Source organism: Labedella populi (assembly GCF_004078655.1).
Lineage (GTDB): Bacteria > Actinomycetota > Actinomycetes > Actinomycetales > Microbacteriaceae > Labedella > Labedella populi.
On the sequence record NZ_RZNC01000001.1, the window covers coordinates 66,570 to 90,847 of the forward strand.

At 67.9% G+C, this 24,278-nt stretch carries 25 protein-coding genes; 11 read left to right on the forward strand and 14 right to left on the reverse strand.

The features are described 5' to 3' along the window. Window positions 1-90: 90 nt before the first annotated feature. Genes nhaA through ELQ92_RS00370 form a run of 4 tightly spaced genes read right to left on the reverse strand, consistent with a single transcriptional unit; the run spans window position 91 to window position 4,371 of the window. The gene (gene nhaA / locus ELQ92_RS00355; protein ID WP_128496893.1) at window positions 91-2,001 is read right to left on the reverse strand and encodes a Na+/H+ antiporter NhaA; all 1,911 of its coding nucleotides are present in this window, start codon (window positions 1,999-2,001) and stop codon (window positions 91-93) included. After that, window positions 1,998-2,771, reverse strand: a complete 774-nt coding sequence (locus ELQ92_RS00360; protein ID WP_166426657.1) for an SDR family oxidoreductase — start codon at window positions 2,769-2,771, stop codon at window positions 1,998-2,000. The genes nhaA and ELQ92_RS00360 overlap by 4 nt, the downstream gene beginning before the upstream one ends. Continuing rightward, window positions 2,768-3,595: an SDR family NAD(P)-dependent oxidoreductase gene (locus ELQ92_RS00365; protein ID WP_128496897.1), complete on the reverse strand. Its 828-nt coding sequence runs from the start codon at window positions 3,593-3,595 to the stop codon at window positions 2,768-2,770. The genes ELQ92_RS00360 and ELQ92_RS00365 overlap by 4 nt, the downstream gene beginning before the upstream one ends. Continuing rightward, window positions 3,592-4,371, reverse strand: coding sequence for an SDR family NAD(P)-dependent oxidoreductase (locus ELQ92_RS00370; protein WP_128496899.1), 780 nt, complete (start codon window positions 4,369-4,371; stop codon window positions 3,592-3,594). The genes ELQ92_RS00365 and ELQ92_RS00370 overlap by 4 nt, the downstream gene beginning before the upstream one ends. A gap of 122 nt (window positions 4,372-4,493) precedes the next feature. Between ELQ92_RS00370 and ELQ92_RS00375 the strand changes: the two genes are divergently transcribed. Next, window positions 4,494-5,390 (forward strand): AraC family transcriptional regulator, encoded by an 897-nt coding sequence (locus ELQ92_RS00375; RefSeq protein ID WP_128496901.1) that lies wholly within the window; start codon window positions 4,494-4,496, stop codon window positions 5,388-5,390. A gap of 178 nt (window positions 5,391-5,568) precedes the next feature. On the opposite strand, the gene ELQ92_RS00380 is transcribed toward ELQ92_RS00375, so the two are convergent. Beyond that, a complete protein-coding gene (locus tag ELQ92_RS00380) occupies window positions 5,569-6,324 on the reverse strand; it encodes a 2,3-bisphosphoglycerate-dependent phosphoglycerate mutase (RefSeq protein ID WP_243694787.1) in 756 nt (251 codons plus the stop codon). A gap of 332 nt (window positions 6,325-6,656) precedes the next feature. On the opposite strand from ELQ92_RS00380, the gene ELQ92_RS00385 reads away from it, so the two are divergent. Together ELQ92_RS00385 and ELQ92_RS00390 are read left to right on the forward strand one after the other, a co-directional pair. Then, complete coding sequence (locus tag ELQ92_RS00385; protein ID WP_481808272.1) at window positions 6,657-8,771, forward strand: heavy metal translocating P-type ATPase; 2,115 nt, start codon at window positions 6,657-6,659, stop codon at window positions 8,769-8,771. 81 nt (window positions 8,772-8,852) lie between these two features. Continuing rightward, window positions 8,853-9,125 carry a hypothetical protein gene (locus ELQ92_RS00390; protein ID WP_128496907.1) on the forward strand — a complete coding sequence of 91 codons (273 nt, stop codon included), beginning with the start codon at window positions 8,853-8,855 and terminating at the stop codon, window positions 9,123-9,125. Window positions 9,126-9,139: 14 nt separating this feature from the next. Here ELQ92_RS00390 and ELQ92_RS00395 read toward each other — a convergent pair whose 3' ends face one another. Continuing rightward, window positions 9,140-9,820: an SDR family NAD(P)-dependent oxidoreductase gene (locus ELQ92_RS00395; RefSeq protein ID WP_128496909.1), complete on the reverse strand. Its 681-nt coding sequence runs from the start codon at window positions 9,818-9,820 to the stop codon at window positions 9,140-9,142. A 101-nt stretch (window positions 9,821-9,921) separates the two neighbouring features. Here ELQ92_RS00395 and ELQ92_RS00400 point away from each other — a divergent pair, with 101 nt between their 5' ends. Beyond that, complete coding sequence (locus ELQ92_RS00400; protein ID WP_128496911.1) at window positions 9,922-10,761, forward strand: helix-turn-helix transcriptional regulator; 840 nt, start codon at window positions 9,922-9,924, stop codon at window positions 10,759-10,761. A gap of 50 nt (window positions 10,762-10,811) precedes the next feature. After that, window positions 10,812-11,309, forward strand: coding sequence for a tetratricopeptide repeat protein (locus ELQ92_RS00405; protein ID WP_128496913.1), 498 nt, complete (start codon window positions 10,812-10,814; stop codon window positions 11,307-11,309). Between the two features lie 121 nt (window positions 11,310-11,430). On the opposite strand, the gene ELQ92_RS00410 is transcribed toward ELQ92_RS00405, so the two are convergent. From ELQ92_RS00410 to ELQ92_RS00425, 4 genes are all read right to left on the reverse strand, one after another. Then, window positions 11,431-13,668, reverse strand: a complete 2,238-nt coding sequence (locus tag ELQ92_RS00410; RefSeq protein WP_128496915.1) for a peptidase domain-containing ABC transporter — start codon at window positions 13,666-13,668, stop codon at window positions 11,431-11,433. A 61-nt stretch (window positions 13,669-13,729) separates the two neighbouring features. Continuing rightward, a complete protein-coding gene (locus ELQ92_RS00415) occupies window positions 13,730-14,851 on the reverse strand; it encodes an HlyD family secretion protein (RefSeq protein WP_128496917.1) in 1,122 nt (373 codons plus the stop codon). Continuing rightward, the gene (locus tag ELQ92_RS00420; RefSeq protein ID WP_128496919.1) at window positions 14,848-15,330 is read right to left on the reverse strand and encodes a hypothetical protein; all 483 of its coding nucleotides are present in this window, start codon (window positions 15,328-15,330) and stop codon (window positions 14,848-14,850) included. The genes ELQ92_RS00415 and ELQ92_RS00420 overlap by 4 nt, the downstream gene beginning before the upstream one ends. 101 nt (window positions 15,331-15,431) lie before the next feature. Continuing rightward, on the reverse strand, window positions 15,432-15,734 hold the full coding sequence (locus ELQ92_RS00425; protein WP_128493349.1) for a hypothetical protein: 303 nt from the start codon (window positions 15,732-15,734) through the stop codon (window positions 15,432-15,434). Between the two features lie 144 nt (window positions 15,735-15,878). On the opposite strand from ELQ92_RS00425, the gene ELQ92_RS00430 reads away from it, so the two are divergent. After that, entirely contained in the window at window positions 15,879-16,316 is a 438-nt protein-coding gene (locus ELQ92_RS00430; RefSeq protein WP_128496921.1) for a hypothetical protein, read from the forward strand. A gap of 46 nt (window positions 16,317-16,362) precedes the next feature. Further along, window positions 16,363-17,322 (forward strand): prolyl aminopeptidase, encoded by a 960-nt coding sequence (pip, locus tag ELQ92_RS00435; RefSeq protein WP_128496923.1) that lies wholly within the window; start codon window positions 16,363-16,365, stop codon window positions 17,320-17,322. A gap of 46 nt (window positions 17,323-17,368) precedes the next feature. Here pip and ELQ92_RS00440 read toward each other — a convergent pair whose 3' ends face one another. Further along, on the reverse strand, window positions 17,369-17,881 hold the full coding sequence (locus ELQ92_RS00440) for a hypothetical protein (protein WP_128496925.1): 513 nt from the start codon (window positions 17,879-17,881) through the stop codon (window positions 17,369-17,371). 226 nt (window positions 17,882-18,107) lie between these two features. Here ELQ92_RS00440 and ELQ92_RS00445 point away from each other — a divergent pair, with 226 nt between their 5' ends. Next, window positions 18,108-18,968 (forward strand): methyltransferase family protein, encoded by an 861-nt coding sequence (locus ELQ92_RS00445; RefSeq protein ID WP_243694878.1) that lies wholly within the window; start codon window positions 18,108-18,110, stop codon window positions 18,966-18,968. Window positions 18,969-19,011: 43 nt separating this feature from the next. Here ELQ92_RS00445 and ELQ92_RS00450 read toward each other — a convergent pair whose 3' ends face one another. Then, window positions 19,012-19,284 (reverse strand): DUF1905 domain-containing protein, encoded by a 273-nt coding sequence (locus ELQ92_RS00450; RefSeq protein WP_128496929.1) that lies wholly within the window; start codon window positions 19,282-19,284, stop codon window positions 19,012-19,014. 176 nt (window positions 19,285-19,460) lie between these two features. Here ELQ92_RS00450 and ELQ92_RS00455 point away from each other — a divergent pair, with 176 nt between their 5' ends. From ELQ92_RS00455 to ELQ92_RS00465, 3 genes are all read left to right on the forward strand, one after another. Next, window positions 19,461-20,051, forward strand: a complete 591-nt coding sequence (locus ELQ92_RS00455) for a hypothetical protein (RefSeq protein ID WP_128496931.1) — start codon at window positions 19,461-19,463, stop codon at window positions 20,049-20,051. A 197-nt stretch (window positions 20,052-20,248) separates the two neighbouring features. Beyond that, window positions 20,249-20,632 (forward strand): PadR family transcriptional regulator, encoded by a 384-nt coding sequence (locus ELQ92_RS00460; RefSeq protein ID WP_128496933.1) that lies wholly within the window; start codon window positions 20,249-20,251, stop codon window positions 20,630-20,632. Beyond that, window positions 20,625-21,230 (forward strand): HAAS signaling domain-containing protein, encoded by a 606-nt coding sequence (locus tag ELQ92_RS00465; protein ID WP_128496935.1) that lies wholly within the window; start codon window positions 20,625-20,627, stop codon window positions 21,228-21,230. The genes ELQ92_RS00460 and ELQ92_RS00465 overlap by 8 nt, the downstream gene beginning before the upstream one ends. A gap of 9 nt (window positions 21,231-21,239) precedes the next feature. Here the strand turns inward: ELQ92_RS00465 and ELQ92_RS00470 are convergent, their stop codons facing one another. Together ELQ92_RS00470 and ELQ92_RS00475 are read right to left on the reverse strand one after the other, a co-directional pair. Then, complete coding sequence (locus tag ELQ92_RS00470; protein WP_128496937.1) at window positions 21,240-22,265, reverse strand: LacI family DNA-binding transcriptional regulator; 1,026 nt, start codon at window positions 22,263-22,265, stop codon at window positions 21,240-21,242. After that, window positions 22,262-24,124 carry a glycoside hydrolase family 2 protein gene (locus ELQ92_RS00475; protein ID WP_128496939.1) on the reverse strand — a complete coding sequence of 621 codons (1,863 nt, stop codon included), beginning with the start codon at window positions 24,122-24,124 and terminating at the stop codon, window positions 22,262-22,264. Before ELQ92_RS00475 ends, ELQ92_RS00470 begins: the two co-directional genes overlap by 4 nt. Window positions 24,125-24,278: the final 154 nt, after the last annotated feature.

The following is a 24,278-nucleotide window of genomic DNA, read 5'->3' on the forward strand; positions in this document are numbered from 1 at the left end:
CCACGAACGGAGGCAACTCCGCCACCAAGGCAGCGATCTCCGGATCGACGTCCGGACGCTCGGTGGGTCCATACGTCACAGATGAAGAAGTCACGTCTCAATCACCTCATTGCGGAAGGTCGTGCATGGAGACATTGCTCTGGGGTCTTTGCCCATTCCTGTTGTGCCTGCGCGGGCATGCGCCCGATCGAGGGCTTCTGCGACTGCACTGTTGACCGAGTCAGGGTCGATGGCACCGGTGTATCGACGTCCGTCGATGAAAAAGGCGGGGGCTTGCATGAGGTGCATGTCGTGCCCCTCATCGACGTCCTGGACCACTCGTTCCGATCCGATCGAGTGCATCCAGTCGTGCTCGAAGCGACGCAGGTTCAGCCCCGCGGCCGCTGCAGCGCGTTGAATCTGGCGTTCGGTGCGAATGGGCGCCTGTGCGAGAAGGGCGTCGCGCATCTCCCAGAATCGTCCCTGTTCTGCCGCAGCTTCGTTGGCGAGGGCCGCTGACCGTCCGAGCGGCTCCTCGAGTGGGAGGTGGCGGAAAGTGTGGCAGACGTCGCTCCCGAAGCGGCCGATCATTTCTTGGCGCATCTCGGTGGCTCCGGGTGAGAATGGCGTCGCGTAGTTTCCGTACTCCACCACGGTGATGATGGCGGCCGATGCATCGCCCAGCACGGGGTCTCGGTCGGGATCGAGCGGGCGGAGAAGGCGGTCGCGGTTCGGGAAGAGACGCTGCTCCCGGCCGCTCAGGATGGAGAAGGCGATCGCGCCGAGGATCGCCGCGAGCGCGGTGGCGGCGATGACTCCGATCTGGGCACGGCTGACGTCGGTGGGGTCGTCGAAGGCGAGCTCGACGACGAAGAGCGAGATGGTGAAACCCATCCCCGACAGGAGACTGACGCCGAAGATCTGGGACAAGCGCAACGAGGGACTCAGAGCGTTGGGGCGCACTCGCGTCATGATCCAGGTGGCCACGGTGATCGAGAGAGTCTTGCCGACGACCAATCCGATGATGATTCCCCAGGTGAGCCGGGATGTGAAGGCGTCGAGGAGTGAGTCCTGGGTGATGCGTACTCCGGCGTTGGCGAGGGCGAAGACCGGGAGGATGAGCCAAGCGACGTAGGGGGTGAGGGCGTTATAGGCGCGTTCGTTCACCGAGACGGCGCGGGCGAGCGAGTTCTCTGCAGTCCGCGCGTAGCGTGCGGTGGGCGCCATCTGGAAGGCCCGGACGTGGTCTTGGGCGCGGCGGATGTCGTCGAACCGTGTGGCGAAGATGGGCAGGAGCAGAGCTATCGCTACGCCGGCGAGGGTCGCGTGGACGCCGGAGAGCAGGAACCCGACCCAGACCAGGATGGAGGGCAGCAGGTAGAGCACTCCCCTCCACACGCGTGCGAAGCGCATCAGCGCGATGATTCCGAGGCCCGCCGCGGCGAGCAGGAGTGGCAGGGGGGTGAAGTCATCGGTGTAGGCGAAGGCGATGACGGCGAGGGCTCCGACATCGTCCGCGACGGCGAGGGTGACGAGGAAGATGCGGAGCGCGGGCGGCATGACCCGGCCGACGAGAGCGAGCATGCCGAGGACGAACGCCGTGTCGGTGGAGACCACGACGCCCCACCCCTCGACGGACCCGCTGCCCCAGGTGACGGCGACATAGACGAGTGCGGGGACGACGAGACCGGCGACGGCGGCGATGAGGGGCACGCTGGCGCGACGCCAGTCCCGAAGCTCGCCGAGTTCGAGCTCGCGGCGGACCTCGAGGGTGACGTGGGCGAAGAAGAGGGCCATGAGCGCGTCGTTGACCCAGTGCAGGAGATCGAGATCGAACGTGAACGAGCCGATCTCGAACCCGAGCGGGAGGTGCCAGAATGCTTCGTAGTTCGAGCCGGGAAGATTGGCCCAGACGAGCGCGATGATCGTGCCTGCGAACAGCACGAGCGCGCCGCGCAGCGCCCCTGGGGTGTTTCGCAGCCGGTTGCGCGCGCTGCGTTTCGGGGACGTCGCGGCGTTCATGAGGAGACTTTCTCGGTCGGCAGGAGCAGGGCTTCGGCGAGGTTGGCCCCCTTGGGGAGGCTCGCCGCGAGAGCGACAACGGCCGCGATCGTCTGGGGGGTGACTGGTGAGGACTCGCGGAGGCGCGGCCGCGGAGACGGGGCAGCGAGTTCCTCTTGGCTCACCTGGTTGGGATCGACCCCGAATCCGGGCTCGATGATGTGGACTCGCATCCCTCGGGGACCGTACTCGTATCTCAACGTGCGGGCGAGCTGCTTGATAGCGGCGGAGACGGCGTTGAAGACGGCGAATCGCGGGGCATGGACGTCGGTGCTGACCGCCCCGATGAACACCATGTCTGCCGGTCCACCGTGGTCGGCCGCGGTGAGCAGTGGTTCGGCGAAGGCTTGTGAGGCGTGGAGGAGGCCACGGAGGTTCACGTCGATCATCTGAGCCCAGTCGCCGGGCACGCCGTCCTCGAACGCAGAGCCGCTGATGACGCCGGATGAGACCACGAGGAGATCGACGTGCCCGAAGCGTTCGATGGCTGCACGTCGAGCGTCGTCGACGTCGAGCGGAGATGTGACGTCGGCGACGGCGGGCATGATCCGGTCATCGACGTCGAGTTGCTGATGCATCTCATGCAGTCGTTCGCGGTCGCGCCCGACCATCACGATACTCGCGCCGAGGCGAACGAATTCGGTGCAGATCGCTCGTCCAATCCAGCCTGTCGCCCCGAAGACGACGGCGACCCGACCGATGAGCGGACCGGGTACGGTCATGCCGCTCATCGGTTCGTCCCCGCACATGCTGCGAAGGGTGCCAGCCGTTGCCCGTACAGGCGGGTCAGGTGCTTCCGGTTGATGGCGTCGAGGACCTCAGCGCTCGGGCTGACGACGCGGTCGCTTTCGAGGTAGGAGCCCGAGGGGACGTCGGCTGAGGCCGCGAACAGCACCCGCGCGGCCCCATGGGACGGCGGTCCGCCCGTCCCGCCAGTCATCGCCGCGCTCAGTGGCGTGTCGTTCAGGCCTGGGCAGAGGGCGACGACCGTGGTGTTTGTGGCGGCCTCCTCTTCGGCCAACAGCGACGACCAGGTCACCATCGCCAATTTCGCTCTGGCGTAGGCAGCGATCGGACGGTAGTCGTGCTCGAGGTCGATGTTGTCGAAGTCGAACTGTTCGATGCGGTGTGCGGAGGAACCGACGTTGACTATCCGGGCGCCTTCGGCGAGCGTCGGAACCAGGAGACGAGTGAACAGGGCCGGCGCGAGTGCGTTCACCTGCAAAGTGCGTTCGAACCCGTCTGACGTGATGATCCGAACCGGTGCGCCGGGGACACCCGCGTCGTTGATGAGCAGATCAATCGAGGTCACCAATGACTGGATGTGGTGCACCGCTTCGACGACCTGTCGCAAGTGGGTGAAGTCCGCTGCGATGTAATGCACGTTCGCGGCGCCAGCGTCACGCACCCGCTGGATCACGCCAGCGGCGTCCTCCCGTGGTTCGACTCCGAGAATGATCAGGGTTGTCGTCATTGTGGCGAGACGGAGCGCTGTCGCCTCTCCGATGCCGCTGGTGGCGCCGGTGAGGACAACAGTTTCCCACTGGGCGTTCACAATGCGTATCCTCCGGCTGCCTGGATATCCTGGCCCGTGATCCAGGCGGAGTCGTCGGAGACGAGGAAGGCGATGACCTTTCCGACGTCGGCCGGTTCCCCGAGCCGTCCGAAGGCGGTCTTGGCCACGATCCCGTCGATCACCTGAGGGAACCGCTCGAAGGCGTTGTCGCCGAGACGGGTGCGTGTCGGGCCCGGGGCGATCGAGTTGACGCGAATCGCCCGACCGCTGAGCTCCTTGGCCAGGAAACGGGAGGCGACCACGAGTCCCCCCTTCATCGCGGCGTAACCGGAGTACCCGGGTTCGGTCTCCCCGGGACGCGCAGCGCTGCTGGAGGTGCTCACGATCGCCCCGCCGTCCTCTATCAGGGGCAGGAGTGCCTGGGTGAGGAAGTACGGGCCCCGCAGCAGCACCCGGTAGTACTCGTCGAAGGCATCCTCGGTCATCTCCTCGAAAGCCATGCCTCCGCCGAAACCGGCATTGTTCACCAAGGCGTGAATGCGCTCCGCGTTCCACTCCCTTCGCAGCACCCCGGTGAGAGCATCGGCGAAGTCGGGGAAGGTCTCGCTGCGACCGATGTCGAGCGGCAAGGCAACAGCAGTGCCTCCACTGTCACGGATCGCTGAGACGGTCTCTTCGGCACCGGCGGGACGTGCGTTGTACGTGATGACGACACCCATTCCGCGGGCGGCGATCTCGATGGCTGCACCGCGTCCGATGCCGGAACTCGCTCCGGTGATGACGACGATCTTCTGGTCGGTTGTCTGTTCGTTCATAGTTCAAGCCAACCGCCAGCTCCACGGAAGACGGTAGGGGAATCGAACCGACTCCTTGCACGATCCTGCCGACCTCGCGGGAAACCGACACCCAGGTATGGGTTTGCTGTTTCACTCTTCGTATGTCCTTTGAAGAGTTCCGCGCGCTCGTCGATCGTCACGCCACCGTTGGCATCGGCACGACAGCGATCCCAGGCGTTGTCGTGTCGCGGATGACCCAGGGAGGGTCGCAAGACGAGTCGAGCACCGGCACGATTCTCGCGGTGGTGGCGCAGGGCACCAAGCGACTCTCCGTCGGTGGAGTCGTGCACGACTACGGCGCCGGCCAGTATCTGGTCGCTTCCGTCGATCTCCCCGTGTCGGGCCACTTCGCTGATGCCACCCCGGAACATCCCGCGCTCGGATTCGGTCTGGAGTTGAGGCCTGAGATCATTGCGGAGCTGATGTTCACGGCCGCTGCGGCAGACTTTCCCCGCCCAGCCCGCGGCGAGTCATCCCCGCCGGCCATCGCCGTCGGAGACACCTCGGAACGCCTGCTCGATGCCACCCTTCGCATGCTCAGGCTCCTCGATCACCCTCGAGACATCCCCGTCATCGCGCCGATGATCGAGAGGGAGATCCTCTGGCTGATCATGTCGGATGAGCAGGGCGCCACCGTCCGGCATCTCGGCCTCGCCGACAGCAGCCTCAGTCGGGTCCGCCACGTCGTTCGATGGATCCGGGAGCACTTCGCCGAGGCCCTTCGCGTCGATGAGCTCGCAGAACTCGCCAGAATGAGCCCGTCGGCGTTCTATCGAGCGTTCCACGCAGTGACGTCGATGAGTCCGATCCAGTATCAGAAGAGCATCCGACTGCAGGAGGCGCGGTTGCGACTGATCGCCGACCCCGGCGATATCGGCACGATCGCCTATGCGGTCGGCTATGAAAGCCCCTCGCAGTTCAGCCGCGAGTACCGCCGTGAGTTCGGGGCCTCCCCGAGCGAGGACGCCGCCTCGCTGCGTGGCGCGGCGCGGCGATAGTCGGCGAGAGCCGCCCCACCTTCTTTAGCGGTCTTTAACGGTCATGGTGATCGCGCACCGCCTCGGAGTCGGTCGACGGCGATGCAGGGAGGGTCGGCGGTGGGGTCGAGGTCGGCTCGCGGCTGCGGTGCTCGTGCGGCTGCGGTGCTCGTGCGGGTGCGGCTGAGGTCGGTGGTCGTCAGGTTCCTCCTTCGTGGGCGAGCGTGATCGCCGCCCGTTCGGCTCGTGCAGGGTCGAGGTAGCGTCCGCTCCGCGAGATCGGGGACCCGTGGGCACCGGTGTCGTAGACGAACGGGTGTCCAGTCGGGATGTTGAGGTCACGCACGGCGGCATCGTCGAGGTGATCGAGGAGGGCGCGCAGGGCGCGGAGAGAGTTGCCGTGACCCACGACGAGCACCGTGTCTCCGCGGGTCAGGGCCGGGTCGATGCGGTCATCGACGAGTGGGTGGAGGCGGAGGATGACGTCCCGCAGGGACTCCGTTCGCGTCATCGCGTCGGCGGGCTGGCCCTCGAACGCAGCGGACGCCGTGAGTCGTGCGAAGGCGTCGTCGGCGAGAGCGGGAGGTCGGCCGTTCATCGACCGCCGCCACTCTCTGAACGCCTCGGCCCCGTACTCGGTTCGTACCGCGGTCTTCGACAACCCGGTGAGTGCCCCGTAATTACGCTCGTTCAGGTGCCAGTCGGCGACCACGGTGCGGGACCGGGCCGCGAGGTGGTCGACGATGATCCGCGCGGACTCGACCGAGCGTTGCAGCGTCGACGTCACGACCACGTCGGGATCGATCGATGCCGCACGGAGAAGCGCCGCGGCCCCACGAGCCTCGTTACGGCCGGTGTCGGTCAGGGGAACGTCGAGGATGCCGCTGAACAGACCGTCCGCGTTGCCCGTGCTCTCGCCGTGACGGACGAGGACGAGTCGGGGGTGTTCGGGCACGATTCACCTGCCTCGGCTCAGATCGAGAGGGAGGAACCATCAGCCTCGAGACAATTCGAGCTCACGCTCCGGCGGGATCCACGGCCGTTCTTCACTGTACGCCGGTGTGCGCGTCAGGACCAGGGCGATTCCCGCCTCCCGTCGACCGGTGCGAACGGGATGACCTGGACCTGCCGATGCCGGCGGTGCATGCTGGCCGTTCGACGCGCTCGCGCCGGACGCGAGGACGCCGTGTCGTGGGGAATATACCCCCTAGGGGTATCGTTTCAGGCGATAGACCGACGAGAGGACCGATCATGGTTGACCCGCACGCGCAACACGAGCACTCTCAAATGATGACCAACGCCCACCAGTCGTCGCACGAATCGCACGACCACTCCCAGCACGCGCCGACGCCGGGTGGTCACGGCGGCGGCGGTGGCCACGAGGGTCACAGCGGTCACGCGGACCATGTGGGTCAGTTCCGGCGACTCTTCTGGGTGATGCTCGTCCTCGCGGTGCCCGTCGTGGCGTTCAGCGACATGTTCGCGATGATCCTCGGATACGACCTGCCGGACATCGCGGCTCTCGAATGGGTGTCCCCGGTGCTCGGCACGGTCATGTACCTCTGGGGCGGTCGCCCGTTCCTCACCGGTGCCGTCGACGAGCTCCGCCGCCGCCGTCCAGGAATGATGCTGCTGATCGGGCTCGCCATCACGGTGGCGTTCATCGCCTCCCTGGGAGCGAGCCTCGGCCTGCTCGATCACGCTCTCGACTTCTGGTGGGAGCTCGCTCTCCTCATCGTGATCATGCTGCTCGGGCACTGGATCGAGATGCGCTCGCTTGCACAATCGGCATCTGCGCTCGAATCGCTCGCCGCTTTGCTGCCCGACGAGGCGGAGCGGGTCGACGGTGACACCGTTGTCACCGTCGCTCCATCCGATCTGCAGCGCGACGACGTCGTGATCGTGCGTCCCGGCGCACGCATCCCCGCAGACGGCGAGGTGATCGAGGGGACCGCCGACGTCGACGAATCGATGATCACGGGGGAGTCCCGCCCCGTCACGCGCGGGCCGGGTGCGACGGTGGTCGCCGGAACCGTCGCCACGGACACCGCGCTGCGCGTGAGGGTCACGGCCGTCGGCGACGACACGGCGTTGGCCGGCATCCGTCGTCTCGTGGAGGAGGCGCAGAACTCGTCATCCCGAGCCCAGCGGCTGGCGGACACCGCGGCGGCGTGGTTGTTCTGGTTCGCACTCGGCGCCGGCGTCATCACGGCGCTCGCCTGGACATTCCTCGGCATGCCTGACGACGCGGTCATCCGCACCGTCACCGTGCTCGTCATCGCCTGCCCCCACGCACTGGGTCTCGCGATACCGCTCGTCGTCTCGATCGCCACGGAGCGCGCCGCGCGGGGCGGCGTCCTGGTGAAGGACCGCCTCGCGCTGGAGAGCATGCGGAAGGTGGACACCGTCCTGTTCGACAAGACGGGCACGCTCACGAAGGGCGAGCCCACCGTCACGTCCATCCGCGCCGCCGGCGACGTCGACCTCGAAGAGGACGAGATCCTCGCCATCGCCGCGGCCGTGGAGCGGGACAGCGAGCACCCCCTGGCCCGCGCGATCGTCGGACACGCGCAACGTCGTGGGCTGACGATTCCGACGGCCACCGAGTTCGAAGCGTCGACGGCTGTGGGCGTCACCGCCACCGTCGAGGGACGCTCCGTCAGCGTCGGAGGGCCGGGGATGCTGGACGCTCACGGCGTCCGTGGCCTGACGGGTCTCGACGACTGGGAGCGCGACGGTCGTATCATCCTGCACGTCGTGCGAGACGGGGTCGTCGTGGGCGCGCTCGCCCTGGCGGATGAGATCCGTGAGGAATCCCGCCACGCGATCGCGGCGCTGCACGGCATCGGTGTCCAGGTCGTGATGATCACGGGAGATGCCGAGGCGGTCGCCCGCTCCGTCGCCGAGGAGCTCGGCGTCGACCGGGTCTATGCCGGTGTCCGCCCCGAAGACAAAGCGGCGAAGGTGGCCGAACTGCAGGGCGAGAAGCGGACGGTGGCGATGGTGGGGGACGGTGTGAACGATTCCCCGGCCCTCGCGCGAGCCGACGTCGGAATCGCCATCGGCGCCGGGACCGACGTCGCGATCGCGTCGGCGGGGGTCATCCTCGCCTCGGACGATCCGCGATCCGTGCTCTCGGTGATCGAACTGTCACGTTCGAGCTACCGGAAGATGACGCAGAACCTGTGGTGGGCGGCCGGATACAACCTGCTGTCCGTTCCGTTGGCCGCCGGTGTGCTCGCGCCCATCGGTTTCGTTCTGCCGATGTCGATCGGGGCCCTGCTCATGTCGGCGTCGACGGTCGTGGTCGCGCTCAACGCCCAGTTGCTCCGACGACTCGATCTGAGCCCGGAGGCCAGTGCCGCGGCGGCGTTCGCCCGGGGAGGCCGAAGCGAGGGCTGACACTGCCGCGGCGATCGATCGTCGGAGCCCGCCCTCGTTCCGCTCAATCCGCTCGATTCGCCGACCGGTATCGTCGAGGGCATGCCCGCTCGTTACCCGACCGCCGTGCTCGCGATCGTCCGCCGGGGCGAGGTCGCCGACGAGTTGCGGCTCACGATCACGACGAACACCGGCCGGGAGCTCGACGAGTGGGTCGTCTACGCGCGGGACTTCGACGCCGCAGCACGAGCCGACGTGGAGCGGCGGCTCGACGACGTCGGGCTCCGCAACGGCCGCTTCGAGGGCAACGCGCGGAGCGGTTGGCGGGCCGTCGTCCAGCCCGTCGACGTCGACCCCGCGGCCGCGAGCGACTGACGTCACCTCGGAGGTCAGTAGGCGATGACGCCTTCGCGGTCGCTGAACGTGCCGGTCGGTCCGTCGGCGCCGATCGTCGCCATCGCGACGACGGCGTCGGTCCCCTCGGTCACGGTCTGGTGGCCCGAGTTCCCGTTGAGATCGGTCGCGGTGTAGCCGGGGTCGATCGCGTTGATGCGCATGCCGGGGAGGTTCTTCGCGTACTGAACGGTGAGGGCGATGACGGCGGCCTTCGACGCCACGTACGGAACGGTCATGACGTGTCCCTCGGCGCGGGACGTGTCGAGGAGGAAACGTGGGAACCCGAGTCCACTCGCGACGTTCACGATCACCGGGTTCGACGACCGCCGCAGGAGCGGGAGCGCCGCTTGTGAGACGCGCACGATGCCCGTGACGTTCGTCGCGAAGACGTGATCGTTCGCCTCGGGAGTGAGGTCGTCGAGGTTCTGCGCCGTTCCGGCGATCCCGGCGTTGTTGACGAGCACGTCGAGAGCCGGGAGCTGAGCGATCGCGGCGGCGACCGACGCGTCGCCTGTCACATCCAGCTGAACCGGGTGGGCGCCGAGTTCCCGAGCGGCGTCCCCGGAGGCGAGGTCGCGCATTCCGGCGTAGACGGTGTGGCCGGCGGCGACGAGGCGGCGGGCGGTTTCGAGCCCGAGGCCCTTGTTGGCCCCGGTGATGAGTGTCGTTGTCATGGCTCGACTCTGCGGCCCATCCGGCGAGTGCCACAGGTACCGCTCGACGGGGGGACCGGCGGTACCACCCGGCGATGCCGGGGTGCGCGCATACTGGCTCCATGAGTGAGTTCGCGACCGTCCTGCGCGCGTGGCGTGACCGCGTCACGCCCGAGCAGGTGGGCATGCCGGCGGGGCCCGGGAGGCGCACGAGCGGACTCCGCCGCGAGGAGCTCGCCGCCCTCGCCGGCGTGAGCGTCGACTACATCGTGCGACTCGAGCAGGGACGGGCAACCAATCCCTCGGCGCAGACCATCACGGCGCTCGCCCGCGCGCTCCGTCTCGACAGCGAGGAACGCGACCACCTCCTCCGCATCGCCGGTGCACCGATCCCCTCCGCACGTGTCGCGCCGCAGCACATCCCACCCGGAGTGATGCGGATCGTCGACCGGATGGGCGACTCGCCCGTCGCGGTCATGACGGCGGCGTGGGACATCGTGCACTGGAACCCACTGTGGGCAGCGCTCTTCGGCGACCCGTCAGCTCATTCCGTCAACGAGCGAAACGTCGCGTGGCGCTACTTCACGCAGGGACCCGGCGACGTCGAGTTCGCGGAGGGGCACAGCGAGGAGTTCACGTCGGACCTGTCCGCCGACCTTCGCCGCGCCGCCGGCCTGTACCCGGATGACGCGCGCATCGCCGGACTCGTCGCCGCCCTGCTGCGCACCTCCCCGCTCTTCGCCGAGGCCTGGGAGACAGCGACCGTCGCCTCACACACGTCGAGCCGGAAGACCGTCCACTCCCCCGTCGTCGGCCCCATCGAACTCGATTGCGACGTCCTGAGCACTCCCTCGACCGACATGCGCATCGTCGTCTACACAGCCGTCCCGGGATCGGAGTCGGCGGAAAAGCTCCAGCTCCTGCGGGTGACGGGGACGCAGGAGTTCGCCCGCGGGCGGTGAACGGTCGGCACAGTCGCTGAGCCTGTCAATCACCCTCCTACGCTGGTCATATGACTACCGATGAGTGGGAAGCCGCGATCGCCCGACTGTGGACGGACGACACCCTCGCCGACGCGGCGCGACTCGAGAGTATGACGGCGCTCGCCGAGGCCTCTCCGCATCCGGCGCTCGGAGCGTTCGAGCTCGGTGGCGCCTTCGATTCGGCAGGGCACGAAGCCGAGGCCGACGCCCAGTACTCCGTGGCGACCGAAGCCGGATTGGGGGAGGTCGACCCGAGCCGCGCAGCTCAACTCGTGATCCAGCACGCGTCGACCCTGAGAAATCTGGGTCGTATCGACGAGGCGATCACGATGCTCCGGGAGGCACCCGCCGACCCCTCGATCGGTGTCGCCCCCGCGGTGTTCCTCGCGCTCGCCCTCCACAGCGCGGGCCGCGTCGACGAGGCTCTCCGCGTCGCGATCGAGGCGATAGAACCGACCCTGCCCCGTTACAACCGTTCGGTTCGCGCCTATGCGGCGGCGCTCACGGGTGACCCGACCGACGAGTAATCGCGGGTACCTCGGGCCGTCGGTTTGAGTACGGGTCCGACGACGTCGGTACTCGGCGCGCTCAGGTCGCAAGTGCAGCGACGCCGTCGTGCGCGAGGGTCGGTGGGGCTCAAGCGCTTCATCACCGATACGTGATCGCGTCGTTCTCCTGCCGACCACGCGGCCGACGCGAGGATCGCGCCTCCTCCACGCGACCGCGCGTCGACTGACTCTCACCGCGCTGCACCGCCCACATGTCCGCATAGAGCCCGCCCATCTCAATGAGTTCCGAGTGAGTGCCCTCCTCAACGATCCGTCCGGCCTCGACCACGAAGATCCGTTCGCATCGCATCACACTGGCCAGACGGTGGGCGATCATGATGACGGTCGCGCCGGGGAGCGAAGCCATGAGGTCATCGATCACGAGCGCCTCGGTCGATGCGTCGAGATCGCTCGTCACCTCGTCGAAGACGTACAGCGGCGACTCCTTGAGGAGCGCCCGAGCGAGCCCCAGTCGGCGTCGTTCGCCTCCCGACAACCCAGCCCCGGCCTCGTCGAGCACGGTACTCACACCGTGAGGAAGCGCCGCGACGAATTCATCGGCGTGGGACCGCTCGAGCGCTCGTCGGACCGCCCGCGGCGAGGCGTCGGGAACGGACAATCGGACGTTGTCCGCGACGGAACGCGAGTACAGCGAGACCTGCTGGGGAACGTAGGCGATGTGAGACCGGACATCCGCGGGCGAGATCCGTTCGAGCGGAATCCCGGATAGCGCGATACTGCCCTCGTCCGGTTCAACCACACGGAGCAGCAACTTCGCGATCGTGGACTTCCCCCCACCGCTCGGGCCGACGAAGGCGACACGCTCGCCCTCACGGATCGAGAAGGACAACTCCCGCAGCGCGGTGGCGCGACCGCGGTAGCCGAACGAGACCGAATCGAACCGGACCCCGCCGCCATGATCGATCTCTGCAAAGCCCGACGACTCGCCTCCCTCGGGCTCGTAGTCGAGGATTTCCCCGACGCGCCGGAGCGCCATGCTCGCTTCCTGCCACTCGAGCTGCAGCCCGATCAGCCGGGAGACGGGATCGATGAAGAAGGCGCTCAGTGCGACGAAGGCCATAAGCGTTCCGAGTGTGAGGTCACCGTCGATGATGCGCGTCGTTCCGAAGAGGAGGAGGAGAAGCCCCGCGGCGGCCTGGAAGAGCGACATCAACGTCGATTGCCCGTTCTCCAGCATCCCTTCCCGGAAGGAGAAGCGGACGCTGCGGATGTACTCGCGCTCGACGCCCTCCATCTCTCTCGGTTCGAAGCCCTCGAGCTTGATGCCCTCCACACCGCGGAGCCCCTCGATGATGCGCGAATTGAGGACGGAAGCCTGCTGCATCTGCTCGCCGTTGACCGCACGGAACGGACGCAGGAACGCGACCACGAGGACGACCGAGACGATCACGAAGACGACGATGACGAGGAAGAGGGAGGCGTCGAGCGAGAACAGCACGGCTCCCGTGACGATCGCCATCACGGCATCGAGCACCGCCGACAGGGCGGCGCCGGTCAGGACGTTCTTGACCGTCATGGCGTCGCCGAAGCGGGTGAGGATATCTCCCACGGGGCGCGAGTCGAAGAACCGGAACGGCATCCGGTAGACGTGCGCGAAGTAGCCGAGGATCAGCGGTACATCGATGCGTTGCGACAGGTGCAGGACGATCCACTGCCGGATGAACTGCACGGCGTGCTGCACGACGTACATTCCGAGGAAGAGCACGCCGAGCGGGACGATGAGTGACTCGAGGCCGTAGGGGATGACCTCGTCGACGATGATCTTCGTGGCGAATGACGTGGCGATGCCGAGGACCGTGAGGATGAGGGAGCCGAGGATCGCCCAGAGGAAGAGCGCCCGGTGCGGGCGGAGGAGGCGGAGGAATCGCCCGACGGGACGGGACTGTGATCCGCCCGGCTCGAACGCGCGCGACGGGGCGAGCAGGACGAGTACCCCGGTGAAGCGTTCGAGGAAGTCGTCGACCGCGACCCAGCGCCGCCGCTTCTCCGCCGGATCGCCGATGAGGAGGCGCCGGGACGTGGCCCGGTGGATGACGACGAAGTGCGGATCGCCCGTTGACGTCGTCACGTGGGCGATCGCTGGTCGGGTGTAACTCGTCGTGAGCGCGTCCTCGCCGACCCTCACGACCTTCGCCTCGAACCCCAACTCGACTGCGCCTTCGACGAGTCCGCGGACCGACACGCCCCGAGCCGCCGTTCCCAGTGCGTCCCGCAATTGTGTGACCGACACGGTCTTCCCATGGGCCGCGCTGACCGCCGCGAGGCACGCGGCACCGCAGTCGGAGCTCTCGTTCTGGCGGACGTGCTGGCGGGTCATCGGTGGGATCCCTCTCTCGTGGTCGTCATGGTCGTCGTGTCGGAGGCGGGCGGGCGCGACCTCAGGGGGAGAACCCGGCGAGCTCCTGGGCGTACTCGAGGTAGGTGACCTCGTCGCGCACGAGGTCAACGGTGATGGTCGTCCCGTTGATCAGATCGTGCTCGGCGCCGTCGCGCGTGCGGACGACGTCGTCGTCGAGCGCCAGGTGCACCACGAAGTAGTTGGCCGTCTCCGTCCCGTCGATCGGCATCGCCGTCACGTCGGCGTCGATGGAGACGACGCGGCCACTGAGCTTCTCGTACTCGACGGCGGGGAGACCCTCCACCGAGACGGTCGCCCGATCCCCCACCTCGACGTGTTGCCGATCCGGCACGGACAGGTAGACGCTCACGTCGAGCCCCTCCTCCGTCGACGCCACGGAGCCGATCCGGTCTCCGGCCGTGACGACGCTCCCCACCTGCACGCCCTCGTCGAGGTGGACCGTTCCGGAGACGGGCGCGGTGATCTGGAAGGCGCTCTCCCCGGTGCTCGCCGCGCGACCACGAATGTCGATCTCCGCGATCTGCTGACGGATCTGGGTCTCCTCCGCCGACGACTCGCTCAAGGCCGTCGAGTCGAGTTCCTCCGCCTTCAACGCGTTGTCGGCGATGGCGCCGTCGATCTCCACGGGTGTGTACCCGAGCGCTTCGAGGCTCTCGCGGCTCACGATCAGCTGGTCCTTCTGTTTCTGCAGCGAGTCGAACTGCCAGTAGAAGGCCGCCTCGTCGGCGACGTCCTGCCGGAAGGAGTTCTCGCCGTCGCGCACGGCCTGCGAGAAGCGAGACTGAAGGTCCAGTTCCTTCTCGAGGAGGGCCTTCTGGGCCGCGACGGTGTCCTTCTCCGCCTGAAGTTCGAGGCTCTCGACCGCGACGACGCGCGCTCCCGCCTCGACCCTCGAGCCGTTCGGTGCGTCGACCGCGGCGATGCGACCCGAGACGCTCGCCATCACGACCGTGCGGTTGGCTCCTTCGATGACGCCGACCCCCTCGATGAGGCTCGGTCGCATGGTCACCGACGACCAGAGGACCACCGCGACGATCGCACCCGCGGTGAGCGCGAGGAGGAGGAGTCCGAAGAGAGGCGGCCGCTTCTCGTAGAGGATCCGACTGTCGGTGAGGCTGTCGAGGTCGACGATGCGCGTCATGGCTCGCGCGAGACCGCCGGCGCGAAGGCGTCGACCTCGACGGACGTTCCGTCCTCGCCGGCGAAGACGAGGTAGACCGTCCCGTCGAGCTCGATCTCGTTCTCGTAGGCGAAGACGTTGATCTTGCTGTACACGACATCGAGGTCGGAGACGTCGCCACGGAACCGGACCAGGATGCAATCGGTCACCTCGACGCGCGGCTCGACTTCGACGTCCGGCGGAAGATCGGCGGGGGACAGAGGCGTCTCCGACTGACGCATGAGCGCCGTCTCGTGCGCGACGACGTGGTCCTCGTTCGCTCTCGGGGTGAGTCGCTGGACGAGGGGACCTCTCGGCGTCCCTCCGCTGTCGCGGATATCCCGCACGAGCGCGACCGCCGTGTCGCGGACATGGCCCGGATCCAGCGCACGTATCCGTCGCCGCACGACGTTCTCGAGTACGAGTGTGCGCGGGTACTCGGTGCCGATCGTTCTTCTCATCTCGTGTCGGTGTCGCTTCCGCGACACTCGTCCTCTCGTCGCAGCGGTAGGGGGAACGGGGGACGGGCAACGCGTTCGGGCGCGCCGCCCGCCCCGAGGTGCTAGATCATCGAGTAGAACTTGTTCTCGAACCCGGCCATGATGAACGGGCTGCCGGCGGGGGACATGCCGGCGACCGCCCCGCGGACCTGCCACTTGATCTTCTGGTAGGTCTTGTTGCGCAGGCCGGCGTGGTAGGCGCGCTCGCCGGCGGCCATGCCTCCGGCGTACAGGCTTCCTCCGATTCCGAGAGCGCCGCCGATGATGCCGATAACCGCGATGGCGCCGATGCCGCCGTCGATGCCGTCCAGTTCGTCGTTCGGGACGTCTCGATACGTGGTGGGCATCTCCAGAACCATGGACATGTAAGTACCTCCTTGTTCGGATGCGGGCACCGGGCGGCGCCTGCGTGACCCGACGGTAGTTGCTCTTCTCCACACCCGCTCGGAGTTTCCACATAGATACGTTTTCTGTGGACAGATTCTTCCGGGCGAGCGATACTGGCGTGCATGAATAGATACTCGTCCGCATCCCGCGATTCGGGCTCCGGCACCCTCGAGCCCCCGCCGCATGACGCGCGTCCCACTGTCGCGCGAGGCGACGTGTCGCCGCTCGGACGCGCGTCGCTCGGAGCTCTCTTCGCCGCGGTGATCGTCAGCGCACCGGGGCTCACCGAGGCGTACGCCAGCGCCATCGCGATCGGCTTCTCCAGCCTGGCACTCGCGCTCGTCGAGTCCACCCGGCCCACCGCGACCCGTCCACCCGGCCTTCCACGACGACGGCGCGTGGCTCCGGCGCTCGTCGCGAGCGTGGCCGTCTTCATCGCGGCTTTCGCCGCATCCTTCGCGGCCGCTGCGGCAGGGAGTCGCGATCTGAGCACCGCCATCGCCGGAGCGGCGTTCATCTTGCTGTTCCCGCTGATCTGGCTCGACGAGCGGTCCCGCTGATCCGGGATGGCGTGAGGTGAGCGCACCGACTCCCTAGGCTGATCTCATGCGCGGCTTCTACCCCGAGATCGAACCGTACGACACCGGCATGCTCGACGTCGGCGACGGCCAGCAGCTCTACTGGGAGGAGTCGGGCAACCCGGACGGCAAACCCGTCGTTTTCCTCCACGGCGGACCGGGCGGCGGCACGAACGCCAATCAGCGCCGCGTCTTCGACCCCTCGAAGTACCGCATCGTGCTCTTCGATCAGCGCGGCTGCGGGCGCAGCACCCCGCACGCGAGTGAGAATCTTGATCTCTCCGCGAACACGACGTGGCACTCCGTCGTGGACATCGAGCGGCTCCGCGAGGCGCGCGGCATCGATCGCTGGCAGGTGTTCGGTGGCTCCTGGGGCAGCGCACTCGCGCTCGCCTACGCCGAAACGCACCCGGAGCGCGTGACCGAGATCGTCCTCCGCGGCATCTTCACGCTGCGCCAGAGCGAGCTCGACTGGTTCTACGAGGGCGGCGCGGGCGCGATCCTCCCCGACCGGTGGGAGGGGTTCGTCGCCCCGGTGCCGGAGAACGAGCGGCGGTCGCTCATCTCCGCGTACCACCGGCTGCTCAACCACCCGGATCCCGCGATCCACGGGCCGGCCGCCGTGGCCTGGTCGGGCTGGGAGGCCGCGGCCATCACGCTCATCCCGCGCGAAGACCTCATCGACACGTTCACCGAGCCCGCCTACGCGCTCGCGTTCGCACGCATCGAGAACCACTACTTCGTGAACAAGGGCTGGTTCGAACCGGAACAGCTGATCCGCGATGCGCCGAAGCTCCGCGACATCCCGGGCGTCATCATCCAGGGCCGCTACGACCTCTGCACCCCGGCATTCACCGCGTGGGACCTGCACCGCGCGTGGCCCGAAGCCGAACTGCACATGATTCCGGATGCCGGTCACGCCTTCGACGAGCCGGGCATCCTCGACGCCCTCGTCACCGCGACGGACCGCTTCGCCAACCGCCCGTAACGCGCGAGCTGCCGCGTCACGCCTCGGCGGGCTCGGTCCTGATTGGTCAGGCGGGGTCGAGTGCCAGGTCGTCGAGGGCGACGACCGCACCCGTCCCGTCGCCGAGCTCCGAGGGTCCGACCGGGCAGTCGAGTTGCTCGCGCACGAACGACTGGTGGTACGGGTCGATGACGTACGACGCACACAGGTAGGCGTGAGATGCGTCGGGGAAGAGGCTCCCACCCGGACGGGTCAACGCCGAGACGAAGACGTCGACGGTGAGGAGATCGTCGCGCACCTCGTGAGCGAAGGGATGCGGTGCCATCGTCGCCGCGGCGAAGTCCGCCGCGAGGACCGGGTTGCCCATCCCCGTCGCCGGGTCGAGCTGGTACCAGAGGGATTCGGGACTCGGACGACTCCACATGATGCGGTCGAGCCGATCCTCGAAGGCCTCGAGTCGGTCTCCGATCTTCTCGATCGCGGTCGGTTCGTCGTCCGGCGCGGCCGCGCATCCGCTGAGAGCGAGCGACGCCAACACCACGGCCGCGGCCGCACTGATCGGGTGTCGTGTGCGCTTCATCCGATCCAGCCTAGGAGCGCCCTCGGCACGACGACAATCGACGGAGGGTTATTCGGACGGTTCGCCCAGGCGCGGTCGGCGACGCCCGCGCCGCTCCTAGACTCGGCTCATGCCCTCGTCCGCTCTCGGCCGCGCCATCGATCGCGCGCGGATCGACGAGCGCTGCCGCGTCACCGATCGGCTGAACGCCCGCCACGGCCGCCTCTACTTCGGCGTGCAGGCTCTCATGGGACTCGTCTGGTGGATCGCCGTCTTCACCGTCCCTCTCGTCCGGGAGCTCACCCTCGGCAGCCTCGACGCCGTGGTCGTCGCGGCCCTCGACATCCCCCTCTTCGTGATCGCGTCGGCTCTCGCGGCCGTCGGTGTGCGGGGGGCCGTCTGGGTCGCCGTTCCGTGGACCGTGCTCGTGACGATCGGCATGGTCGCCTTCGCGACCTTGACCGGCGAGGCGGGTTGGGGCGCTCTCCTCATGATCGGCTCGGCGGTGGGGAGCGTCGCCGCCGGGCTGCTCGTCGTTCTCGGTCGGCTCCCGGCGGAGTGGATCATCCGCGGTCCGTTCGCCTTCCGCCTCGCGCCGGCCGGGCGGCCGAGCGACCACGTCCGCCGCACCGGCTTGCAGATCGTCCTCTTCTGGGGCCTCTTCCTCGTGGTCTTCCCGCTCGTGATCGCGTTTCTCGAGCATCGCTGGCAGGTCGACGTCGACGTCGACGTGCCGATCGTGATCCCGATCCTCGGTGCAGTGATCCTCGTCGCGGCGAGCGCGCTCGGCATCTGGTCTGCCATCACGATGTCGGCGCTCGGCGAGGGCACGCCGCTGCCCTCAGCCACTGCGCGCCGCCTCGTGATCGCGGGCCCGTACCGGTTCGTGCGGAACCCGATGGCCGTCGCGGGCATCGTGCAGGGCGCAGCGGTCGGCCTGATGCTCGGATCCTGGCTCGTCGTGGTCTACGCGATCGCGGGATCGTTCGTCTGGAATGAACTCGTGCGCCCGATCGAGGAGGCCGACCTCGAGGAGCGTTTCGGCGTCGAGTACGTGCAGTACCGCGACCGCGTGGCCTGCTGGGTTCCGCGCTTCCGGAGAGCCTGAGAAGCGTTTCCCGGCGTGCCCTCCGGCGCTCCCGGCACTGCGATTACCGCTTGCTGATCGTCACGGACACGGGATCACCGACGTCCTTGCCGAGCGCCTTCCGCACCTTCGCGTTGAGCGACACCATGTGCCCACCCGCACCCGTCGGGAGGGTGCCTACGTTCTCGAGCGTCACCTCATCGATCGTCGCATCCACGCGAGCGGACTTCCCGTTCCCGAAGAACGCCACCGAGTCGGGGATCTCGACGCAGCTCCACGTCTCCCCCTTCACGTCGACGCCGATGGTGGTCTCAAACTGCACCCGCTCTGCATCCATACCCCCACGCTACGATCCGACCGGCCCCGGCCGCCACGATCGCCGAGTAGCGGGAGCCGCGCCAACAGGCCGACATGTCCGCGCCTGCGCACCTCCGATACCGTTGGCGTATCCGACGTCGAGGGGGATCAGTGACTGCTGAAGGCCACGACCCGCGGGGGCGCACCAGCTCTTCGATGGCTCTTCGGCTCTCGGGAATCCTGATCGCCGCGTCTGCCATCGTGCAGATCGTGTTGCAGTTGGTCGCGGGAAGCCAATGGAGTTTTGCCGTCGGGCGCCCCACCTTCTCAGCGAGTGTCGTTCTTCTCGCCGGCGCCGCGGTCGTCCTGTCCCTCCGGCGGATCGGGGGTGTTGAAAACGATGTCACGGACCATCTGGGCGTGGGGGCCTTACGCGCTCTTGCCGGTCTCCTCGTGATCGACGTCGTCCTGTTGCTGTCGTCGCCGTTTCTCCCGTCCGATCTGGGGGCAGCAGTGGCGTACTCGTACCTGGCCCTGTTCGTCGACCTCCTCGTGCTGATGTGCGCGGTCGTTGCGGTGAGTCGACTCCGTGCGGCTCACCGGGCGCCGCGACCAGCGGTCTTGATCGCTGCCGGCACCGTCACCTGGTACGTCGCGGCGGGGTTGTTCGCCCTCGCGCTGCCGTTCGTCATCCCCGATGCTTCTCAGGGACTCCTCATCACGCTGCACGTGGTGGTCAGTATGATCGGGCCTCTTCTGACCCTCGGGACGGGCCTCGTGTGGCTCGCGGTCTCCCGCGGACAGTGACGGCCACAGCGCCGCTGAGTCGCCCCTCCCGGCGACCGCGGCCGCGGCCGCGCGCTACCGTTGACCCACCACCCGCACGCGCCCACAGAAGGGCCTTGGACAAGGCGGTCGGGTGACCAAAGAACCCGGTGGCCCCGGCACCCGGCCCCGCATGGAGTTCGAGTCGCAGGCACGGGCTCCCTGCTATATTGCATTGCATGACACCTCCCGCTGACGTCTCCGCGCAGCTGCGCAAGGGCGTCGCGGAGTATTGCATCCTCGGGCTCCTGTCACGGGAGCCGATGTACGGCTGGCAACTCTCGGAGACGCTCGTGCGGGCCGGGCTCATCGCGAGCATCGGGACCCTGTACCCGGTGCTCTCGCGACTCCGGGAACGCGGCCTCGTCGTCTCGTTCGAGGAATCGACCGGCGCGGGACCCGTGCGTAAGTACTACCGACTGACCGCCGCCGGTGAGGAGCTGCTCGCCGACTTCCGCGATCAGTGGCCGACCTTCTCACTCACGGTCGGCGCGCTCATCCACGGCGAGACGCCCGACGATCTCCCCACCGACCCCCCGCTCGAAGGGACTCCCGATGCCTGACTTCTCCCCCGCCGCCGACAGCTACCTCGATCGACTCGCGAATGCCCTCCGCGACGTGCGCGAACCGGTGCGCGGCGAGATCTGGTCGGGCATCGCCGAAGAGCTCGACGGCCTCGGCGAGACCGACGCCCGTGACCGCATCGCCGAACTCGGCGACCCGTCGTTCATCGCCCGTGAGGCACGGAACGCCGTCGACGTCGGCACGATGGGCGACACCTCCTCGAGCGCTTACACTGCCGTCGTGGCGCGCCCGCCACTGTCGGAGTCACGCGGACTCGCGATCTTCGGCGCGATCGCCCTCGGAGTCGGTGGCTTCGTCGTCCCGCTCTTCGGATGGGTCGTCGGAGTCGCACTCGTCTGGACGTCGTCGCTCTGGCGCACGCGGGAGAAGCTCATCGCCACGGTCGGCCCGCCCGTCGTCCTCGTCCTCGCGGCGCTCGTCAGCCACGCCATCAATGGCTGGGCGGGGATGTCCGGAACGGAGAACCCGCTCGTGCCGGTCATCAGTGACATCGCGATCTCGAGCGTGGTCGGCGCGCTGTTGCTCAACGTGATCGCGATGGTGTGGTTGCTCGTGCGACTGGGGCGGCGGGCCTAGCAGCGCACCTCACCGAGGCGGAGCGCTCCGCACCGACTCCCGGAGGAGGAGACGCGGCTCGACCGCGCTCGTCGACGGAGACGACGAGCCCGCGGCGAGCACGGCGGCCGCGCGCGCCCCCAGCGCAGCGAAGTCGAGGCGGACCGACGACAGCGACGGCGTGAGCATCTTGCTGAGGGGATGATCGTCGAAACCGATCACGCTGACGTCGTCCGGAACACGCAGCCCCCTCTCCCCGAGTCCGCGCATGAGGCCGATCGCGATCTCGTCGTTACCGCAGAGCACGGCCGTGACCGACCCGTCAGCCGGCATCGCGAGCGCGACCTCGCGAGCGGTGGCGGGATCCCAGGACACATGCCACGGTTCCGGGATGTCGACGACGCCGGCGTCGCGGAGGGCCGCGCGCCACCCGCCCGTGCGCCCGGTGTCGCGTTGCGAACCGGGGACGGCGACGTGATGCACGGTGCGGTGACCGAGCTCGAGGAGACTCGTCGTGGCGTCGTACGCGCCGGCGTACTCGTCGAGGTGCACCTGGTCGATCCCTGCGATGTCCGAGAGGGAGCCGGCCGCGACCACGACCCGGTGCCGACGGCGGAGGATCTCGATCGTGTCGAACGCGATCGGGTCGAAGCCGATGACGATCGCGCCCACCAGTCGTTGCGTGAGGATCGGATCGAGCGCGCGCTGCAGAGCCGTTCCGTCATCGTCGGGTCGCGAGTCCAGGAGGCCGACCGCGACGGTCCAGCCGTTCCGCCGCGACTCGTCGTGGATGCCTTCGATCGTGGCCGCATACCCGTAAGCGCTCGCTTGCGCGGCGAAGACACCCACGATGGTCGAGGTGCCGTGGGCGAGCGCACGAGCCGCCGCGCTCGGCCGGTAGTCGAGCTCCTCGATGGCCGCGAGCACGCGGTTCCGCTTCTCCTCGCTGACCGGCACCGTCCCCTGGACGACCCTCGACACGGTCGGAACCGACACCTTCGCGAGTGCGGCGACGTCGGCCATCGCCGGCACTCGGGAACCGGTGCGCCTTTTCATGTCGTCGATCTTAGAGACGGTCGCGCTCGTCCGTCCTCGAAGGCGGCCGGGCGCGTCTGCGCGGCGCGGATGCGGTCCATGTCGAACTTCTCACGGCGGTCGAACGTGTAGACGCCGTTCTGCTCCTGGAACACGTCGGTCAGCTGGGTGTAGCAATAGCCGAACATCTCGGGATCGTCGATCAGGACGGAGACAAGCCCGTCGAAGCGTGTGTAGAACTCCTCGACCGACCGCGGCCGGCCGCCGTAGCCCCAGGACTCCGCTTCGTCGGCGTCGTGACCGAGCGACGCGTTCCACCAGATCCCGCCGAATTCGCTGCAGAAGTAGGGCTGTCCGCTGTACGGGACGGACCACGGCGGGGTGTCCCGAGGAGGCATCTCACGGTCGCCCTCCCGGTTCGTGTACGGCTCGCCCTGCGCGATCGGCGCCATCATGCGCGCGAACTCCTCGGGGTCCTGCTCGTAGCTGTGCGAGTCCCAGATCTCGGTCTCGACGACACGGTGCGAGTACCCGGAGGCGTCGAGTGCCGGTCGGCTGCGGTCGACGCCCTTCGTCGCGAGGAACATGGCGCGTGTGACGTCGTCGAGCACACTGATCCGGTCGTCGATGAACTGGTACGTCTCGTTGAGCGGGCACCACCCGACGATGCTCGGGTGGGAGTAGTCGCGCTCGAGCACCTCGAGCCACTGCGTGATGTACGAGGACGTCGGCTGCTGCCAGTCCTCCGGTGCACCCGGGATGCGGCAGCCCCAGTCCGCGAACTCACCCCAGACGATGTAGCCGAGCCGGTCCGCGTGGTAGAGGAAGCGCTCCTCGAAGACCTTCTGGTGCAGTCGGGCGCCGTTGAACCCCGCCGCTTGCGACAAGCGGATGTCCCTCACGAGCGACTCGTCGTCGGGAGCGGTGAGGATGCCGTCGGGGTACATGCCCTGATCCAGCACGAGACGCTGGAACACGCGCTCACCGTTGATGAGGAAGCCGCGACCGTCGATGGAGACGCTCCGCAGTCCGGCGTAGCTCGTGACGAGGTCGAGAACGCGACCGTCCGCGTCCTCGAGCGTGAACTCGACGTCGTAGAGGTGCGGGTCGTCGATGCTCCAGAGGCGTACGCGATCGCGGGGCAGGGTCACCTGGAGGGTCGGGGCGAGGTCGAGATCGGCGCGCACGTCGCCCCGCGCGACCTCACCCTCTGCGTCGGAGACGACGACTCGGACACGTGAGCCCGGCGTGTTGGCCGTGAGGGGCACATCGAACAGGAAGGACGACGCGGCCACGTTCGGGGTGATCCGGGGGCGTCGCATCGCGACCGGTGGCACCGGCTCGATCCACACGGTCTGCCAGATCCCCGTCGTGCGCGTGTACTCGGTGACCTGGTTCGAGTAGACCGTCGACTGCTTGCCGCGCGCTTGCGGGCCGGACCGCGGATCCCGCGCGCGGACGACGATCTCCGCCGGCCGTCCCGCGGTGATGTGGGACGAGATGTCGAAGGTGAAGCTCGAGAAGCCACCGCGGTGGCGGCCGACCTCGTTCCCGTCGACCCACACCGTCGTGTCGTGGTCGACCGCGCCGAAGTGCAGCAGGAAACGATTGCCCGTCCAGTCCGACGGCAACGTGACGGTCCGTCGGTACCAGACGGCGGTCATGAAGTCGATGTCGTGCACGCCCGAGAGCTCGGATTCGGGAGCGAAGGGCACGACGATGCGTCCGGAGAGCGGGCGCTGAAGCAGTCCCCGTTCGAGACCGGAATCGCCCCGGTCGATCTCGAACCCCCACTCGCCGTTGAGATTCAGCCACCGCTCCCGGCGGAATTGCGGGCGCGGATACTCGGGGCGCGGAACAGGGCGAGCGTCGTCGGTCATGCTTGAAACCGTAATCATTTCCTCGTACTGTTGCAATGTCCGCCGACCCGCCCTCTTCGGGGCGGCCGGATGAGACCCGACAGATCTACAGAAAAACGCGGCTCGACTCTGACTGCGCTTAATGTAAATATGTCTTTACAAGGCGCGCATCCCC